General features: G+C 60.2%; 14 protein-coding genes. 9 read left to right on the forward strand and 5 right to left on the reverse strand.

Annotated elements, in window-relative coordinates; all coding sequences use genetic code 11:
• Nucleotides 1–800 precede the first annotated feature (800 nt).
• A complete protein-coding gene (locus ABSB13_RS08530) occupies nt 801–1,760 on the forward strand; it encodes an IS1595 family transposase (protein WP_428107407.1) in 960 nt (319 codons plus the stop codon).
• A gap of 239 nt (nt 1,761–1,999) precedes the next feature.
• On the opposite strand, the gene ABSB13_RS08535 is transcribed toward ABSB13_RS08530, so the two are convergent.
• Nucleotides 2,000–2,242, reverse strand: a complete 243-nt coding sequence (locus tag ABSB13_RS08535; RefSeq protein WP_428107409.1) for a hypothetical protein — start codon at nt 2,240–2,242, stop codon at nt 2,000–2,002.
• Nucleotides 2,239–3,351 (reverse strand): S1 family serine peptidase, encoded by a 1,113-nt coding sequence (locus ABSB13_RS08540; protein WP_428107410.1) that lies wholly within the window; start codon nt 3,349–3,351, stop codon nt 2,239–2,241. The genes ABSB13_RS08535 and ABSB13_RS08540 overlap by 4 nt, the downstream gene beginning before the upstream one ends.
• A gap of 101 nt (nt 3,352–3,452) precedes the next feature.
• Between ABSB13_RS08540 and ABSB13_RS08545 the strand changes: the two genes are divergently transcribed.
• Complete coding sequence (locus ABSB13_RS08545) at nt 3,453–4,457, forward strand: LLM class flavin-dependent oxidoreductase (protein ID WP_428107411.1); 1,005 nt, start codon at nt 3,453–3,455, stop codon at nt 4,455–4,457.
• Between the two features lie 14 nt (nt 4,458–4,471).
• Here the strand turns inward: ABSB13_RS08545 and ABSB13_RS08550 are convergent, their stop codons facing one another.
• On the reverse strand, nt 4,472–5,278 hold the full coding sequence (locus ABSB13_RS08550) for an enoyl-CoA hydratase-related protein (RefSeq protein ID WP_428107413.1): 807 nt from the start codon (nt 5,276–5,278) through the stop codon (nt 4,472–4,474).
• Nucleotides 5,279–5,439: 161 nt separating this feature from the next.
• On the opposite strand from ABSB13_RS08550, the gene ABSB13_RS08555 reads away from it, so the two are divergent.
• From ABSB13_RS08555 to ABSB13_RS08580, 6 genes are all read left to right on the forward strand, one after another.
• A complete protein-coding gene (locus ABSB13_RS08555) occupies nt 5,440–7,311 on the forward strand; it encodes an ABC transporter ATP-binding protein (RefSeq protein ID WP_428107414.1) in 1,872 nt (623 codons plus the stop codon).
• Between the two features lie 2 nt (nt 7,312–7,313).
• Nucleotides 7,314–9,320, forward strand: coding sequence for an ABC transporter ATP-binding protein (locus ABSB13_RS08560; protein ID WP_428107416.1), 2,007 nt, complete (start codon nt 7,314–7,316; stop codon nt 9,318–9,320).
• Between the two features lie 86 nt (nt 9,321–9,406).
• Nucleotides 9,407–10,897, forward strand: coding sequence for a circularly permuted type 2 ATP-grasp protein (locus tag ABSB13_RS08565; RefSeq protein WP_428107417.1), 1,491 nt, complete (start codon nt 9,407–9,409; stop codon nt 10,895–10,897).
• Complete coding sequence (locus tag ABSB13_RS08570) at nt 10,897–11,838, forward strand: alpha-E domain-containing protein (RefSeq protein ID WP_428107419.1); 942 nt, start codon at nt 10,897–10,899, stop codon at nt 11,836–11,838. The genes ABSB13_RS08565 and ABSB13_RS08570 overlap by 1 nt, the downstream gene beginning before the upstream one ends.
• A gap of 4 nt (nt 11,839–11,842) precedes the next feature.
• Entirely contained in the window at nt 11,843–12,757 is a 915-nt protein-coding gene (locus tag ABSB13_RS08575) for a transglutaminase family protein (protein WP_428107420.1), read from the forward strand.
• A gap of 49 nt (nt 12,758–12,806) precedes the next feature.
• On the forward strand, nt 12,807–13,679 hold the full coding sequence (locus ABSB13_RS08580) for a DUF3800 domain-containing protein (protein ID WP_428107422.1): 873 nt from the start codon (nt 12,807–12,809) through the stop codon (nt 13,677–13,679).
• A gap of 2 nt (nt 13,680–13,681) precedes the next feature.
• Here ABSB13_RS08580 and ABSB13_RS08585 read toward each other — a convergent pair whose 3' ends face one another.
• Both ABSB13_RS08585 and ABSB13_RS08590 read right to left on the reverse strand, forming a co-directional pair.
• Nucleotides 13,682–13,807 (reverse strand): hypothetical protein, encoded by a 126-nt coding sequence (locus tag ABSB13_RS08585; protein ID WP_428107423.1) that lies wholly within the window; start codon nt 13,805–13,807, stop codon nt 13,682–13,684.
• A 466-nt stretch (nt 13,808–14,273) separates the two neighbouring features.
• A complete protein-coding gene (locus tag ABSB13_RS08590; RefSeq protein WP_428107424.1) occupies nt 14,274–15,680 on the reverse strand; it encodes an FAD-dependent oxidoreductase in 1,407 nt (468 codons plus the stop codon).
• A gap of 170 nt (nt 15,681–15,850) precedes the next feature.
• On the opposite strand from ABSB13_RS08590, the gene ABSB13_RS08595 reads away from it, so the two are divergent.
• Nucleotides 15,851–16,576, forward strand: coding sequence for a tyrosine-protein phosphatase (locus ABSB13_RS08595; RefSeq protein WP_428107426.1), 726 nt, complete (start codon nt 15,851–15,853; stop codon nt 16,574–16,576).
• Nucleotides 16,577–16,591: the final 15 nt, after the last annotated feature.

Below are 16,591 nucleotides of genomic sequence, written 5' to 3' on the forward strand. Positions count from 1 at the left end.
TGCCCCATCATCCGATGACTCATCTGCCGCTCCTCCTCCGCATCCCTCACACCTGTTTCATAAGAGACGCACGAGTTATGCAAAGGCTTCCTGTCAGGGCGAGGCCGACGCGCGTCATCGCGTGTCGGGTGAGGGTCCACTTTCTAAGTTCCTCTCGCGTCCTATCCTTCCCTCCGTAATCCCGACGGGAGCCTGCGGAGCGGATCGACCCCGGATCCGGGATTCTTCCCGTTCGGCAGCACTCAGGGCTTTGGCTCAATCACAGCAACTTTCGCTCTAGAATGACACGAGCGCCGCTAGCTTTTCTTGTGTCATCCTGAGCGCAGCGAAGGAACCCGGATCCTACCTCGCCCGTAATTTCGTGATGCAGCGATGATCGAAGAGACGAATCGCGTAGTCGCGAAAAGATGCGCTGCGCAGATTTTCACGTCTTCTCACTGGGTGCAGGGGTCACCCTTGGCCGTGGCGACGGCAGCGCAGTATTAAGACGTTGGCAGGGACCGCGCCCGCCAACGGCGGGCGGCCTTAACATTGGGTGCAGGGGTCACCCCTGCGGATGAACTAGTTCAGCCTGCCGCCGGCCGATTTCCCGTGCTATGCGTACGCTATGGTCAACCGCCAGGATGTCACGTGCTCGCCCCACTCGCCCGAAACCGCGCGACCCCTGTGTGCGGCAAAAACTATTTTTGACGGAACAAAACGACCGATGGTAGTTGAGGTGTCTGAATACCACAACAGATGGTATAAATTGGTAAGTATCCCCTTGACGGAAGTACCACGTTTATGCGATCATCGAAAACATGAGCAAAGTTAATCGAAACAATCCAATCCGCACCAGCGCCAGCGAAGGCTTGTACTCGCTGATGGAGTTTGAGCGCGAGTATCCAGACGATGCAACCTGTCTCGATGCGCTCGTTCGCAAGCTGTACCCGAACGGCATTCATTGCCCGCGATGCGAGAAGATCACCAAGCATCATCGCGAGACAAACCGGCCCTCGTATGCTTGCCAGAATTGCGGACACCATGAGCATCCGATGAAGGGAACGATCTTCGAGGATTCGGCCACGTCTCTCAAACTTTGGTTCTACGCGATCTATCTCATATCCTCGACGCGATGCGGAATCAGCGCCAAACAGATCGAACGCGAGATCGGCGTTACGTACAAATGCGCGTGGCGAATGTGCAAACAGATTCGCTCGATGCTCGATGAAGGCGACGGGCCGAAACTTTCCGGCACAGTTGAAATGGACGAAAGCTTTTTCGGCGGGAAAGAAACGAATAAGCATTGGCGCAACAAAATTCCCGGTAACGTTCGACACGCGATGGGCAAAACTGCGGTATGGGGTGCGGTAGAACGCCAAGGCCGCGTAGTCGCGCGAGTCGTGCCGGATACTAAATCATGGACTCTCATGCCGCACATACGAGAACGCATCATGCCGCGTAGCGCCATTTTTACCGATGAAGCGCGCGTCTATCGCACACTCCCGCAACTCGGCTATCAGCATGGTCGCGTGTATCATTCAGCGCATATTTACGTCGATGGCGACGCCCATACCAATACGATTGAAGGCTTCTGGTCGCTAACCAAGAACGGGATTCGTGGCGTCTATCACAACGTCAGCACGAAATACTTGCAGACGTATTTGAACGAGTACGCATTCCGATTCAATCGACGAAAGAGTCTCGGAAGGCGCAATATGTTTGAGGCGTTTACTAATCAGATCAAAAAGGTTGGCAAAAACAATGTACGAACCGCTTAATCCACAAGGCCATTTCAAAAGAGTAAAAGACGATTGCCCATTGTTCACCAAACCTTACAATCCGGGCGACCGCGTGAATGATGATGGTATCTATGGTTGCTCAAATTGCGAGTATGAAGCGGTGCGCCGCACAAATGAGCCGTTGCCGCACGAACCTACATGTACCGGCCACGATCCAACGCGCGCTATCAATGGTTCAAATCTTTCCGATTCTACACCGCGCGCACAACCTGGGGAGTTTATAATCCATTGGAACCTTCGCGCCTTGGCTCAGCTAAATCCAGATAAGCAGCCATAGACTTTTCTTCATCAAGCCAGAATGAGCGCGGCGTGTTCACGGGCTGATCAAAACATTCCTCAGTCCAAAACATTTCTCCTATAACCACAAGCGCGCGCGCAACGCGCAACCAATGTTGAGGCTTCACATTGTCCATCATTAACCGCGCTACCTTCGCCACCTCGCGATCAATCGTAATCTTCATTTCTTGTCTCGCTTCCGCACGGCCTTCGCCAGATCGCGCTCGAACTGCCCGCGTGTCGGTATTGGAATACCGACTGGCTCGCCTTCTTTCGGGGTTGTTTGCTGCGATAGCGGTCGCGCGCCAGTGAGTTCGACAGGTGATTGCTTTTTTCGTACCTCGTTTTCTTTCATGATTTGCTTCTCGGCCTCTTTGCGTTTCATCGCGAATTTATCGTTTGTCTGTAGAAAATCAATAATCTTCCAAGCAGGTATGCATCCAGACATTCCGGTCGTTACCTGAATGTGATATGTCGAGCCGTTGAACAAAGGCATTTTCGCCGTCTCCCCTTTTACTCGACACCATTCGATTCCAAGGCATTTTTCTAACCAACCAAATTGTTCGAGAAGCTGGCGATCTGCCGGATTCGGCTTGAAGTCGCGATCTTTGGAGCGTGATTCTGCTGGCATATGAATGAAAACAGGCGAGCCACTGAATCCAGGTATCGTGCGTATCTCAATCAGGAAACTTTCTTGCTTTTCATCTTTGTTCACCTCGATTGGTTCTTCCGGCATCATCGCTATGGTGCCGAATCGAAGGACGGGAGTGTTCTTTAATTTGCCATCGTGGTTGATAAAACGCCCAACCATAAATAAATCGTCACCCAGCCCGATCGTTAAATCTTCGGCCATTTGCTGCGTAACCAAGTGCTCGGATAAGATCGCATGGTAATCATAGTGCGCACGATGCAGCGGTAGTTCGCAGGCGGCTATATCGTCAGTGGTTGAACATTCCCAATCGCCTTCAAAAATCTCAATGGGTTGTTTGTTGTTGAATGTATTCACGCGAACATACCGCGCACCGAATTCTAGAATGTTGTGCCGATTCGTAATCGCATAGTCATACCAAGTCAGCTTCGTGCTTAGGCGAACTACGAATCCGGTTCCCCCTGCTTTCGCCCCGTTTACCGCATCTTGCTCAGATGGATACAAATAGACCACGACACGGACTAGTTCTTCGTTTGTGCGCGGCATTACTGGTTTCTCCCACACAACGTGGGGATAACCAAGGTAGGTGCGCTTCTCGATTAAAAGATACGGGCCTACACTCCCAACGATGCGCTCAGGTATCATGAGCACACCCTCCCTACTGCCGTCAAGGGGATATTTACCTATAAATTGCCGTTTAGTTCACATTGACAACTTGGCAAATTGAACCAATACGGGACTTTCAGATGGCATCAAACCAAAAACTCGGACTTCAAACTTCCATCGACGCCGGCGCGCTTGCCGGCCGCCTCGCGCTCATCCGCGAGGCCGAGGATCTCGGCTACACCTCCCTGTGGATTGCGGAGGTCAGCGGACCCGACGCACTCGTCAGTCTCGCCGTGCTCGCGACCAACACCCGCAAAGCTGAACTGGCCACCGGCGTCGTGCCGATTCAAATTCGCACCCCGGGCGCGATGGCGATGGGATTCCTGACGATCAACGAGCTATCCGGCGGGCGCGCCATCGCGGGTCTGGGCGTGTCGAGTCCGGTAATCGTCGAACGATGGCACGGGGCGTCGTATCGCAAGCCGGTCACCGCGATGCGCGAATGCGTCACGATCATGCGTCAGTTGTTCACCGAGGGCCGCTCGAAGTTCCAGGGCGAAGTGTACAAATCTGATTTCCGCCTCGGCATGCGTATCACGGCGCCGCATCCGCCGAAGATTTATCTGGCCGCCCTCAATGCCCCGATGCTGCGGCTCGCCGGCGAAGTTGCCGACGGCGTCTTGATGAACTACTCGCCGCCCGAGGCAATCGCGCCGATGGTGAATCATATCCACGAGGGCGCGCGGGCCGCCGGGCGCGACCCGTCTGCGGTTGACGTGGGCATCTACATCCGCATGTGCATCACCGAGGAAGAGGACAAAGCCGTCGATTCCTTCCGGCGCGAGTTGGCCAGCTACGCATTCGTGGACAGCTACAACCAGATGTTCGCGCGCTACGGACTCGCGGCGCAGTTCGACGAGGTGCGCCGGCTTTGGCGCGAAGGCAAGCGCGGCGAGGCTCCCAGAGCCATCACGGAAGAGTCGTGCCGCAAGATCGCGATGTTTGGCAAGGCTCAAGCCGGCCGCGATTTCGTCGCGCGATTCCGCGCCGCCGGCGTGACCCATCCCGTGGTGTTTCCGATCGGACCGTCCGCCACCGCATCGCGCGATTATCCCAACACGATGCGCGCGCTGGCTGGAGCTTAAGCGCCCGGCGCCATCTACCTTCCCTGGTAGTTCGGCTTTCGCTTCTCCATGAATGAGCGCGGGCCTTCCTTCGCGTCCTCGGACTTCATCACTTCGCGCGCAATTTCGTTCTCGATTTTGAACGCCTCTTCGTAGGGACGGCCCGAGCATCGCCGCACCGCCTCTTTGATTTTCCGCACCGCCAACGGCCCGTTCTGCGCGATCGTCGCCGCGAGTTCGTCGGCCTTCTCGATCAGTTTTTCCTGCGCCACGACATGGTTGACCAGGCCGATGCGCCACGCCTCCTGCGCGTCGATCCGGTTGCCGGTCAGCAGAATCTCCATCGCCTTGCAGTACGGTATCTGGCGTTGCAGCCGGGCCAGCGACCCTGCCGCGGGGATGATCGCCCACTTCACCTCTTGCAGCCCGAAGCTCGCGTTCTCCGCCGCGACTCGAAGGTCGGTTGCCTCGATCAGCTCCATTCCGCCCGCGATGCAAAACCCGTTGACCGCGGAAATTACCGGCTTGTCCATGTCGTAGCCGCGCAGCAGCGCGATGTCGCCGAGCTTGCGCTCCGCGAGCAGCTTGCGGTCCCACTCGTCCTGCGGTTTTCGCACGCCGGTGAACAGCGGAATCAAGCGTCCCAGATCGGCGCCGGCCGAGAATGCGACCTTCCCCGCGCCGGTCACGATCGTCGCCCGGATTGCGTCGTCGCCGTCGATCTCCTTCCACGCAGCAGCAAGGCTGACGAGCATTTCGGGATTCAGCGAGTTGTGGACCTCGGGCCGGTTGAGGGTGAGATAGGCGATGTGGTTCCTTTTTTCGAAAATCAACGCGGGCATGATGCGCTCCTTTTCCGTCCCGTGCGGCAGTTGTGCGAAAATACCATCAAACACTATCCGCGAGCCAAGCCCGCCACTTTACCAGCCGCTTCGCTGGCCGTTATGATCCTGCGAGACTTCCAACCTTCCGCACCCAGAGGAGTCCTAAGGCTACAATTCGATTGAACGCTGAATCGACCATCGCCGCGCCTGCGGCTGCAAGCGAGTTGGCGTTCCCCGACGCTCGCCAGCTGCGTTCCCGCGACGTGTTCCGCCTGGTCGCGCAGGCGTGGCCGTTTATCCGCCCCTATCGCCGCCATCTCGGCTATCTCCTACTGGCGACGCTGCCGCTGCTGCTCGGCGGTCTCCTGGCGCTCGACCTCACGCGCGTTTTCTTCGACGTCGTCGGCAACGGCAACCCCTTGACGCCCGCGCAGGCGTGGATGCTTCACGTGCCGTTGCATGCGGACCGGCGCCTCGTCCTGATTCATGCGTGCACCCTCGCCGGGATTGCGGGGGTTGTCGGCCTGATCGCAAGCGCATTCACTCTGGGTTACGCGGTGTGGATTTTACAGCGCATCAGCAATCTCTTCCGCGTCAATCTTTACACTCGCATGCAGGAACTGAGCGTGCGCTTTCATTCCGAGGAAAAGATCGGCGACGCAATTTTCCGGATGTTCCAGGACTCCGCCGCGATTCCGAGTGTCATCAACGGCTTGATCGTTCAACCGCTGATTTTCTTTCCCGCCGCCACCGGCTCGATCCTCTACCTGCTCTGGTACGACTACCGGATGGCGCTGATCGCCGCCCTGCTGATGCCCGCGAACCTCATGCTGGCGTGGATGTTCGGCGATTCGATGCGCGCCGCGTTCATCGGCGAGCGTGAGACCACGGCGCGCGCCACAACCCGGATCGAAGAAACCCTCGCATCGATCAAAACTGTCAAGGCCTTCGGCGCCGAGGCTCGCGAGGCCGATACTTACGCGCGCGACAACTGGGACGCATTCATTGCCGCCCGCCGCGCACGCCTGATGCTCGCGCGATACCGCGTCATGACCAACACCGTTCGCGGTCTCGCTTACGTTGCCGCGCTGTACGTCGGCGCCACCGAAGTGATGGCGGGCGGAACCGGCGGCCTGGCCCGCGCGGCTGTTTCGCTTGGACTGTTCCAGGGTTCGCTCGCGCTGTTTGGCAGCGTCAGTGCGCGCACGCGAAATCTCACCGACCTGTGGGGCAGCATGCAGGACGTGGTCGTCGCGATATCGCGCGTGCTCGAGATGATCCGCCAGACGCCGGAGCAGAGCGTCAGCAGCGGCCGCGCAGTCCCGCCAAAAACCGCGGCGCTTCTGGCCTTCGACCGCGTGACCTTCGGCTACGACCCGCGCACGCCCGTCCTCACCGGCGTGAATCTCGAGGCTCGCGTCGGGCAGATCACTGCGATCGCCGGCCCCAGCGGCTCCGGCAAAAGCACGATCATCTCGCTCATCGTGAGATTCTTCGATCCGACCGCGGGCCGCGTCCTGCTCGACGCCGAACCGATTCGCGACTTCGATCTTCCCGCCTGGCGCGGCATGCTTTCCGTCGCGCTGCAGGAAAATCCGCTCTTCACCGCGACCCTTCGCCACAACGTCGCCTACGGGCGCCCCAACGCATCGACCGCCGAAGTTGCCGAGGCGATTCACCGCGCGGGCCTCGGCGACTTCGTTCGCTCTCTGCCCGCCGGCCTCGACACCATGCTCGGCGAGAAGGGCGCCAAGCTTTCCGCCGGGCAGGCGCAGCGGCTCGGCCTGGCACGCGCGATTTTACGCGACGCGCCAATTCTGTTGCTCGACGAACCGACCTCGGCCCTCGATGTGGCCACCGAAGAGGTGGTGATGCGCGGCCTGCGCGATTGGGTCAACGAGGCCCCCAAACGGCGCATGGCGATCATCGCAACGCATCGCCGCACCACCGCGTCTCGCGCCGATCGAGTCTATCATCTCGCCGCCGGCCGCCTTGTTGCCGCCGACGGATCCGCCCTCGACGACGGCCCGGTCCGCGAGGCGAGCAAGTGAAAATGCCCGACGCCGTCGCATCCGCCACCGGCCACGCGGATTCGCAGCCCGACTCGCGCGCGAATCTTCTTTACGCCGGCGAACAGGCGCCGCTCACTTGGCGCGAGGCCTGGCGCCTGCTCGTCAAGAGCTGGCCGTTCATCAGCCGCTACCGCCGGCTGCTCGCGATCAAGTGCGCGCTGGTTTTCGTCTCGCTGACCTTCTTTCTGATGACGCCGTGGCCGCTGAAAATCGTCATCGACAACGTGATCGACGCCCACCCGCTGACCGGCATTCCAGCCGCCATTCTGATTCCGATCGCCGGCGCCAGCCGGACCGGGCTGCTCGTCGCCGTCACGATGTTTCTGGCGCTGGCCGTGATTTTGATCGGTTTGGCCGCCGGCAACGCGCAGTCGCTCGGCACCGACGTGGCCAGCGGCGGTCTCGACCAGGCCGGCATCACTGCCAACGACGCCAACGAGGGCGGCAGCCTGTGGAACGGCCTGTTCGGCTACCTCGAGGCTCGCGTCACGATCGATCTCACGCAGCGGATGAACCAGTCGGTGCGCACCGCGATCTATGAGCGATTTTTACGCTCGCCGCTGGCGCTTTACGCCGATCAGAAAATTGGCGACGCCGTTTTCCGCGTGATGTACGACAGCGCGTCGATCGGCCCGGTATTTTATCGCGGCGTGCTCGCGCCAATCATGTCGCTGTTGATGTTCGTGATGGCGTTGATCGTGCTCTCTGCGCAATTCAGCAATCAGCCCGTGATCGTCGTCGCCGCGATTCTCTTTCTGCCCGTGATCGCCATCGGCAGCAGCCTCTTTGGACGCGCGCTGCGCATTCAGAGCCAGTCGATGCGCGAAACCGGCAGCAGCGTGATGGCGGCGTTCGAGGAGCGCGTCGCGCAGGTCCTGCTCATCAAGGCATTCGGACAGGAAAGCCGCGAGACCGCCGCCGTCGACGCCGCCAGCTGGGATTCCTATCGCGCGACTCTCCGGATGCTCGCGATCGCGTTCGCCATCGCGATCGTGCTCGCTCCCGTCTGTAGCCTGCTGATCGGATACTGCCTCTACTATCTTATGATGCAGGTGATTGCGGGCCGGATGACGCTCGGCGATATCGTCTTGCTCGCCGGCTACGGATCGATGCTGGCCAATCCGATGGCTATCATTGGCAACACCTGGGCCGCGATTCAGGCGTCGGTCGCGGGACTCCGGCGCGTGCATAGCGTACTCGATAACCTCGCTGAGCCGGTCGGCGACGCAGCCCACGACGGACTCGGTGGACGCATCGCCAACCTGGAATTCACCGGCGTCGCTTTAGGCTACGGTGCTGCCACCGTGCTCAGCGGAGTCACGATCTCGATGCGCGCCGGCCAGATGGTTGCGCTGGCGGGCGCGAGCGGATGCGGCAAGACCACGCTAATCTGCGCGATCCCGCGTTTCCTCGAACCGTCGGCGGGAACCATCGCCTTCGACGGCGTCGATTCGCGCGCCGTCGCGCCCGATTCGATTCGCGCGCGCGTCGGCTTCGTATTTCAGAATGAATCGCTGTTCTCGATTTCGATCGAGGACAACATCCGCTACGGAAGCGCTGGCGCGTCGATGGCTGACGTTCGCGAAGCGGCTGCGATGGCGGGTGCGGCGGAATTTATCGATCGGCTCCCGGACGGATACTCGACCATGCTCGGGCGCCGTGGCGCGCGCCTCTCGGTCGGACAGAAACAGCGCATCGCCATCGCGCGCGCCCTGCTTCGACGCCCCGAAATAATCGTCCTCGACGAACCGGCCGCGCCGCTCGATCCCGGCTCGGAATCCGATCTCATAACAACCCTGGCCACCCTCGCTCGCGATCGAATCGTCATCATCGTCGCCCACCGCCCCGACACCCTGGCCGCTTGCGACCGCGTCTTCTTCATTCACGGCGGATCGATCGCCGCCTCCGGGACGCATGCACACCTGCTCGCGACCAACCTGGCCTACCGGGCCTATCTGGCGCAAACCGCCGCCGAAATCCCCGCCTGATTCTGGCCCGCCGATTGCTCCTAATGGTGCCGGCCATGCTGGCGGCGATTAATTCCGCGCCAGCTACGGTGGTGGGGTGATCTGCGATGGCTGCGACTGTTTCCGAAACAGGCAAGGCGGTGCCCGTTTGGGCGGCGTACAAGCCCGACGATTCCGTCTTCGACGAGATGCTCGATCTTTCGCTCCGTCCTCGAACTGGATGCGCGCCGGTCACCGACGCGCTGTTCTCGATGCCCTCCGCGCACTTCGCGGATATTTGCGCGCGCGCCGACGCAATGTTCCGCCGCATGGGCGTGACCTTCAACGTCTATGGCGCCGCCGCCGGCTCTGAGCGCATCTTTCCCTTCGATCCCGTTCCGCGCGTGATCGACGCCGCTACCTGGGCAACTCTCGAGGCCGGCTTGATTCAACGCGTGCGCGCGCTCAACGCGTTCCTCGCCGACGTTTATGGCGACGGCTGCATCCTTTCCGACGGCGTGGTTCCGCGCGATCTCGTGCTTGGATGTCCCCAGTTTCGCCGCGCCGCCGTCGGCATCACGCCTCCGCTGGGCAACTTCGTCACCGTCGCGGGAATCGATCTCGTGCGCGGCGCCGACGGCCGCTTTTTCGTCCTCGAAGACAACGTGCGCACCCCCTCCGGCGTATCGTACGTGATCGAAAATCGCGTCGTGATGACCCGCCTCGTTCCCGCCTTGATGCGCTCGTGCCGCGTGCGCAGCGTCGAACGCTACCCCGCCGACCTGCTGCAATGCTTGAAGGAGATGTCACCGGCCGGCCGATCGAATCCCACCATCGCGCTGCTGACGCCGGGCCCTTACAACTCCGCGTTCTTCGAGCACGTTTTTCTCTCCCAGCAGATGGGCATCGAGCTGGTCGAAGGCCAGGACCTCGTCTGCGTCGATCGCAAACTCTACATGAAAGACGTTCACGGGCTTCGTCAGATCGACGTCCTCTACCGGCGCATCGACGACGATTTCCTCGACCCTCTAGTCTTCCGCCCCGATTCTCTCCTCGGTGTCGCCGGCCTCACCGCCGTGGTGCGCGCTGGAAACGCGGCCATCGCCAACGGCATCGGCACCGGCGTCGCCGACGACAAGGCGGTCTATGCCTACACGCCCGCGATGATTCGCTACTATCTAGCCGAGAATCCAATTCTTCCGATTGTCGAGACCTATCTGCTTCGCGACCCCGAGGTCCGCGAGCACGTGCTCAAACACCTCGACCGTTACGTGGTCAAGCCCACCGGCGCGTCCGGCGGTTACGGCGTCGTTATAGGATCCAAGGCCGGCGAAAATGAACTCGCCGCGACTCGCGAGCGAATCCTTCGTGATCCATCCGGCTTCATCGCGCAGCCCGTCATCGCGCTTTCGGTCCATCCCACGATAATTCACAATGGCTCCAGGAACGGCCCGCAGCTGATGCCGCGGCACATCGACTTTCGCCCTTTCGTGCTGCTTGGCGCCCGGCCGCGCGTGCTGGCCGGCGGTCTCACCCGCGTCGCACTTCGGGAAGGCTCTTTGATCGTAAATTCTTCGCAAGGCGGCGGCAGTAAGGACACCTGGGTACTCGAGGCCTGATGCTCCGCCGAATCGCAAATCATCTCTTCTGGACCGCCCGCAATTTGGAACGCGCCGAATGGCGTGCGCGCCTGCTCGACGTCAACTACCATCTCTTGATCGAAAGTCCGCCCCGCGACGCGCAGCCGTGGGCCGCCTTGCTCGCGATTTTCGGCGAGCGCGAACTCTTTGCGCAGTGCTACCCGGCCGCCGACGAAGCCTCCATCCTCAACTTCTTCGCGCTCGATACCGACAATCCCAATTCGATTCGCAGCTGCATCAACACCGCCCGCAACAACGCCATCTCGCTGCGCCATTACATTTCGTCGGAACTCTGGCTCGACCTGAACACGCTCTATCTCAGCGCGCTGGAATGGACGCCGGAAGTTTTCGTCTCGCCCGGCGTATTCGCCTTCTTTGCCGATCTCAAGAACAGCTTCTATCGCAATTCCGGCATCCGCCAGAGCACCATTCCTCGCGACATCGCTTACGATTTCATGGAAATCGGGATCATGCTCGAGCGCGCCGAGGACGTCGCCCGGATGCTCGACGTCAAGTACCACTTCCTGTTGCCGCACCTGGAAGATGTCGGCGGTCCGGTCGATATGCTGCAATGGGCTGCCGTGCTGCGCAGCGCCTCGGGCTTCGAGGCTTATTGCAAGCGCTTCGGCAACGCGATCAAAGTTGAAAACGTCGTCGAGATACTGCTCTTCGATCCCACCTTTCCGCGTTCAGCGCGCTTCTCGCTCGCGACGCTCGAAACATCGCTCAACCGCATCGCCAGCCTGGCGCCCGAACCCCCGCCGCCGTCGTCCCTGCTCGAAGACCTCTCGGCCCTGATGCGCTCGCACAGCCCGCGCGAGGTGATCAAATCCGGCTTGCATCAATTCCTCATTGAGATTCAGGATGGATGCGCCGCGCTGGGGGACGAGGTGTTCCAGCGCTACCTCAAGAGCGACTGACGCGATGCTGCTGCGGATCTGCCACACCACCCGCTTCGAATACCAGATGCCGGCCTACGATTCGCACAACGAGGTCCGGATGAAACCGCTCGATGGCGCGGGTCAGCGATGCGTCCAGTTTCAACTGGAAATCACCCCCGCCACCTCCGCCTTTGAATACGACGACTACTACGGAAATCGCGTCCACGCGTTTTCGATCCACAATCCGCACCCTGCCCTGGTCGTCAAGGCAATTTCTCTCGTCGAGCGCATCCCCACTGCGCAGCCGGAAGCTATGCGCATGGCGTTCGGCGACTTCCTGCTCGAGGACCATGCGCGCTATCAGAGCGAGTACGACTTCCTGAGCGCAAGCCGCTACGTTCCGTTCAGCGATCCGATGCGCAAATTCTTCTGGCTGACCAAACCCGATCCCTCCGAGGACGTGGCCGCTTACGCGCACCGCGTCATCGCGTTTATCCGCGACCAGTTCGTTTACGAGCCCGGAATGACCAGGGTGCAATCCACTGCCGACGAAATCTTGAGCGTGGGCGGCGGCGTATGCCAGGACTTTGCGCATCTCACCATCGGCGTGCTGCGCCTCGCCGGCATCCCCTCGCGCTACGTCTCGGGCTATCTGGCGCCTGACCCGCAAGGCACGACGGAAAGCATTGGCTCGCAGGCCAGCCACGCATGGCTCGAAGCGTGGCTTCCCGGTCTGGGATGGACGGGATTCGATCCGACCAACGGATGCGTCGTCGACGAGCGTCACGTCAGCGTCGCCATCGGACGCGACTACTCGGATGTCTCACCGCTGCGCGGCGTGTACCGAAGCCGAGGCGGCAACCAGGTGATGTCGGTAGAGCTACAGATCGCCGCGCAACCCGATCGACCGCACCCGCCCGGTTCCACCAACAACTCCAATCAACAAAACCAGCAGTAACCTTTTCCCTGAAGTTCCCTTTTCCCCCTCTCCACGGGGGATTTGGTGGATGTCGACTCCAATTCCAAGTGAGACGATATTAGAGCCGTATTGGGAACATGGCATTGATTGTGCTTGTCTACAGATTCGTTCGCCTGTCTCTGGTTTGCCGGGGCGCGAGCGGCAGCGGCGGGTCTTCGTGATGGTTCAGGTCGTCATTGATGACAGCAATCGCGGCCAGGAAGACGCGCCAGCTTTCATTCTGGCGGGCTGGATGGCGCCGGTTAATAATTGGGCGCGATTTAGGGAAGCGTGGGATACGGAACTAAAGAAAGAACCGAGTATCTCGTTGCTCAAAAGCAACGAAGCCTTGAATTTCAGAAACAACTTCGGCGGTTACACAGAGACGGAACGCGACGATCGTCTTTTGGGTTTCGTCAACGTCATAAATCAGACCGCCTTTGCGAGTGTGCGTCTAGCGTTAGTGAAGAGCGAATTTCATCGGATTCTCAAAGCGAGCAAAGGTTCTCTACAGAAAATGTACGCGTTGCCAACCGCCGCGATAGTCACGCGCACACTGTATTTTGCATTCGAGCGGAAGATGCGTCAGACCGTTGAGTTCATCTTTGACACCGGAATTATGACGCCAAATCAGTTGGCGCAGATGGAGAGAGAAGCTAGGGAAGGGCTTCCATCCAAGGCAGCGCGAAAGCTTAAGCGATTCCGGCACGACACGGACGACAAGTTCTACCCACTTCAGGCAGCGGATTTATTCGTGGGATATGTTCGGGAAGACCTTATCGCGAAGGCGGAAGGCCATGAATTTCAGTCGCGGGTATGGACCGCACTGAACAAGAAGCCGTGCGTTGAAGTTGACCTTAGCAAAGAAAGTCTAGAAGACTTGAGACGACGGATGGAGCGCACATATGGACCCCCAGCATAGCCTTAGCTGTCCTTTTTCTTTCTAGTCGTGCGCAGCAGCGACTTGAGTATTTTCTTCAACTTGTTCAGATCGACGCGTCGGAGTTCTTCGCGCAACCGCTCGTCTTCTTCTCTCGTTTGTTCGCTCACCACCCGCCTGGTTCCACCAACAACTCCAATCAACAAAACCAGCAGTAACTTTTTCCTGTTCTAACCGGGCGAAGCCCGCATCTTTATCTTGATACTAAGGTGCAGTGGTTACCCTTGGCCGTGGCGACGGGCAGGGGTGACCCCTGCCGCGCGGCCCCCCGTGTCATTCTAGAGCGAAAGTTGCCGTGATTGAGCCGAAGCCCTGAGTGCTGCCGGAGGGGAAGAATCCCGGATCCGGGTTCCTTCGCTTCGCTCAGGATGACTCAAAAAAAGTCCTAACAGGCCGTCAGGCCGCATCTTTTCTTTTCACTGCGTGCAGGGCTCAGCTCTTCTATAGTGTAGTCGCGAAAAGATGCGTTGCGCAGATTTTCGCGTCTTCTCACTGCGGTGCAGGGCTCAGCCCTGCCCAAGGAGGTGCGGAACCCACGGTGGGTTCCGCATTAAATTAGGCTTCTCCTCTTACCCCTCACCCCTGCAGCGCCGGCGGCGGCATCGCCGCGGAAGATCGGCGGTACCGCGGCCCCTTGATCAGCCGCCGCGACCACGCCTTTGCGATAAGCCTCAGCGTCGACGGCTCAAACAATGCCGACGGCGGCTTCATCATGTTGATTACTTCGCCGATACGGTCGGCAATCGCAGGGTCGTCGTCGCCGACCTGGAACATTTTCCCGAAGAGCGGATCGAGCACCCGGCTGATCAACGCACGCTTGCCATCGGTACCCGGAATTCTGAAATCAGCGCTCGTCGCCAGTCCCCACGGCTCGGCTTGGAAGCGCGCCTGCGCCTCGAAGAATCTTCGCGGCATTTCAGCATCGTTGACGCCACTTTTTTCAAGGCAGTCGCCAAGGATCAGCGCCGACAACGCTCCCGACGTCATCCCCTGGCCATAGACCGGATTGAACGCGCACGCCGAGTCGCCAATTGCGACGAAGCCGTCGAGCCGCGCTCCCCACTTTTCGTAATGCCTCCATCGGTTCGCCATCTGCCGGTACGAATAAACCTGCGACATCGGTTCCGCCAGCGCTACTTCCTCGGCGATTATCGGCGAACGCAGATGCGCGAGCTTGGCGGTAAATTCCCCGTCGTCACTGGGCGGATAATGGCCCCCGATTCCCGCCATCGTGACGATCATTCGATTTCCCTCGACCGGAAACAGCACCCCCGCCGTCGAGAATTCTTCCGCGATCGGATCGATCCAGATTCCCTTCCACCACCATTCCTTCGGCCGCCGCTGTGGATTCACCTTGTACCATCGCGAGGCGTAACCGGTATGCGAATCGACCACCGTCTCGGGCGGCGCCTGCATGCCCATCGCTTCGATCCACGACGGAATTTTGGTCGTGCGCCCGCTCGCATCCACCACCAGGTCTCCGTTGAGCGTGAACGCGCCGCCACCGTCGCGCGGACTCACCTTTACTCCCGCCACCCGATGCGAATCGCCGCGGATCGTCTCGAAGCCAATTGCTTCGGCGCGTTCGATCAGCTCGACGTTTGCCACCTGGCGGCAAAGCTCACGCACGGTCGCCTCGATCAAGACGCGGCTGGCAAACAGCGTCGTGATCGTGTTCGGACGCGGCTCGGCCCATCCGTCGGCTCTGAGCGCGGCGAAGTCGCGGCCGAAATTTATCTCGATTGCGCCCCGCTCGAGCATCGCCTGCTCGAAACCCGGAAACAGCCGGTTCAGTTCCAGCCGCCCGCGCATCAGCAGCGCGTGAACGTGCCTGCTCTGCGGAACGCCGGGCCGCTCATGCGCGCCAGCCGGATATGCGTCGCGGTCGATCACCGTCACCTTGTCGTAAAACCTGGCTAACACGCGCGCCGCGCACAGCCCAGCCATGCTTCCGCCGATCACTATCGCATGAGTGTTCGCCATTTAGATGTTCGTCCTTCGCTTCAAAACGGTCCTACGTAGGTCATTAGATAGACGCCGCCCGCGAGGCAAGGTGTCGCTCCGCCGGATAGTTCCATTGGTCCAAGTGCCGCACCCTGTTAAACTTGGCCAGGAGAGACACTCACCGTTGGATCGATCCTTTGCCTAAAAGTATGAAAACGACCGGCGCCGCCGTCGAGGAAACTGAAAATCCCGAAAAGCCGCGCGTCATCGTCGACTTCGACGTGTTGCGCACCTACGCCGCGCAAAATTTCCGCGACCTCGGAGGCCATCCCGCCGCCAATCGCCGTCGCGTCCGCGCCGGCCGGATATTCCGCTCATCGCATCTCGCCGAAGTCCCGCCTGAAAGCCCCATCAGCCGGCTCAAGCTCCGCACGCTGGTCACTCTCCAGAGCCGCGCCGAGGTGAAACACCTGGGCGCGCCCGAACCCGCTTCGCGCCACGGCGTGCGATGGGAACACATCCCGATGGGCGACGAATGGTTCAGCGACCAGGGCTACACGGAAATCGCCGGTCAAACCGGCCGCGATCATCTGGCGCTCGTGATGCACTTTCGGCGCGACTGGCGCCGCTTCTTCAAACTGCTGGCCGAGCGCGACGTTTACCCGCTGCTCTTTCATTGTTCCGCCGGCCGCGACCGCACCGGAGTCGGCGCCGCGATGCTGCTGGCGATGCTCGGGGTCGATCGCAATCGAATCGTCGCCGACTTTCTCGAAAGCAACCTGGTCTATGCCAAGGTTCCGCTCACCGCCGGGCAACTCGATCCACTGTTCGAACTCATCGACGAGAACGGCGGCATCGAAGGTTTCATGCGCGAGGTAATCGGCCTCGCGCCCGGCGAACTCGCCATCATTCAGGAAGCTCTGCTGGAAGATTGAGCGCGCCGGCCGCGC

This window comes from Binatus sp. (SeqCode) (assembly GCF_050013435.1).
Taxonomy (GTDB): domain Bacteria; phylum Desulfobacterota; class Binatia; order Binatales; family Binataceae; genus Binatus.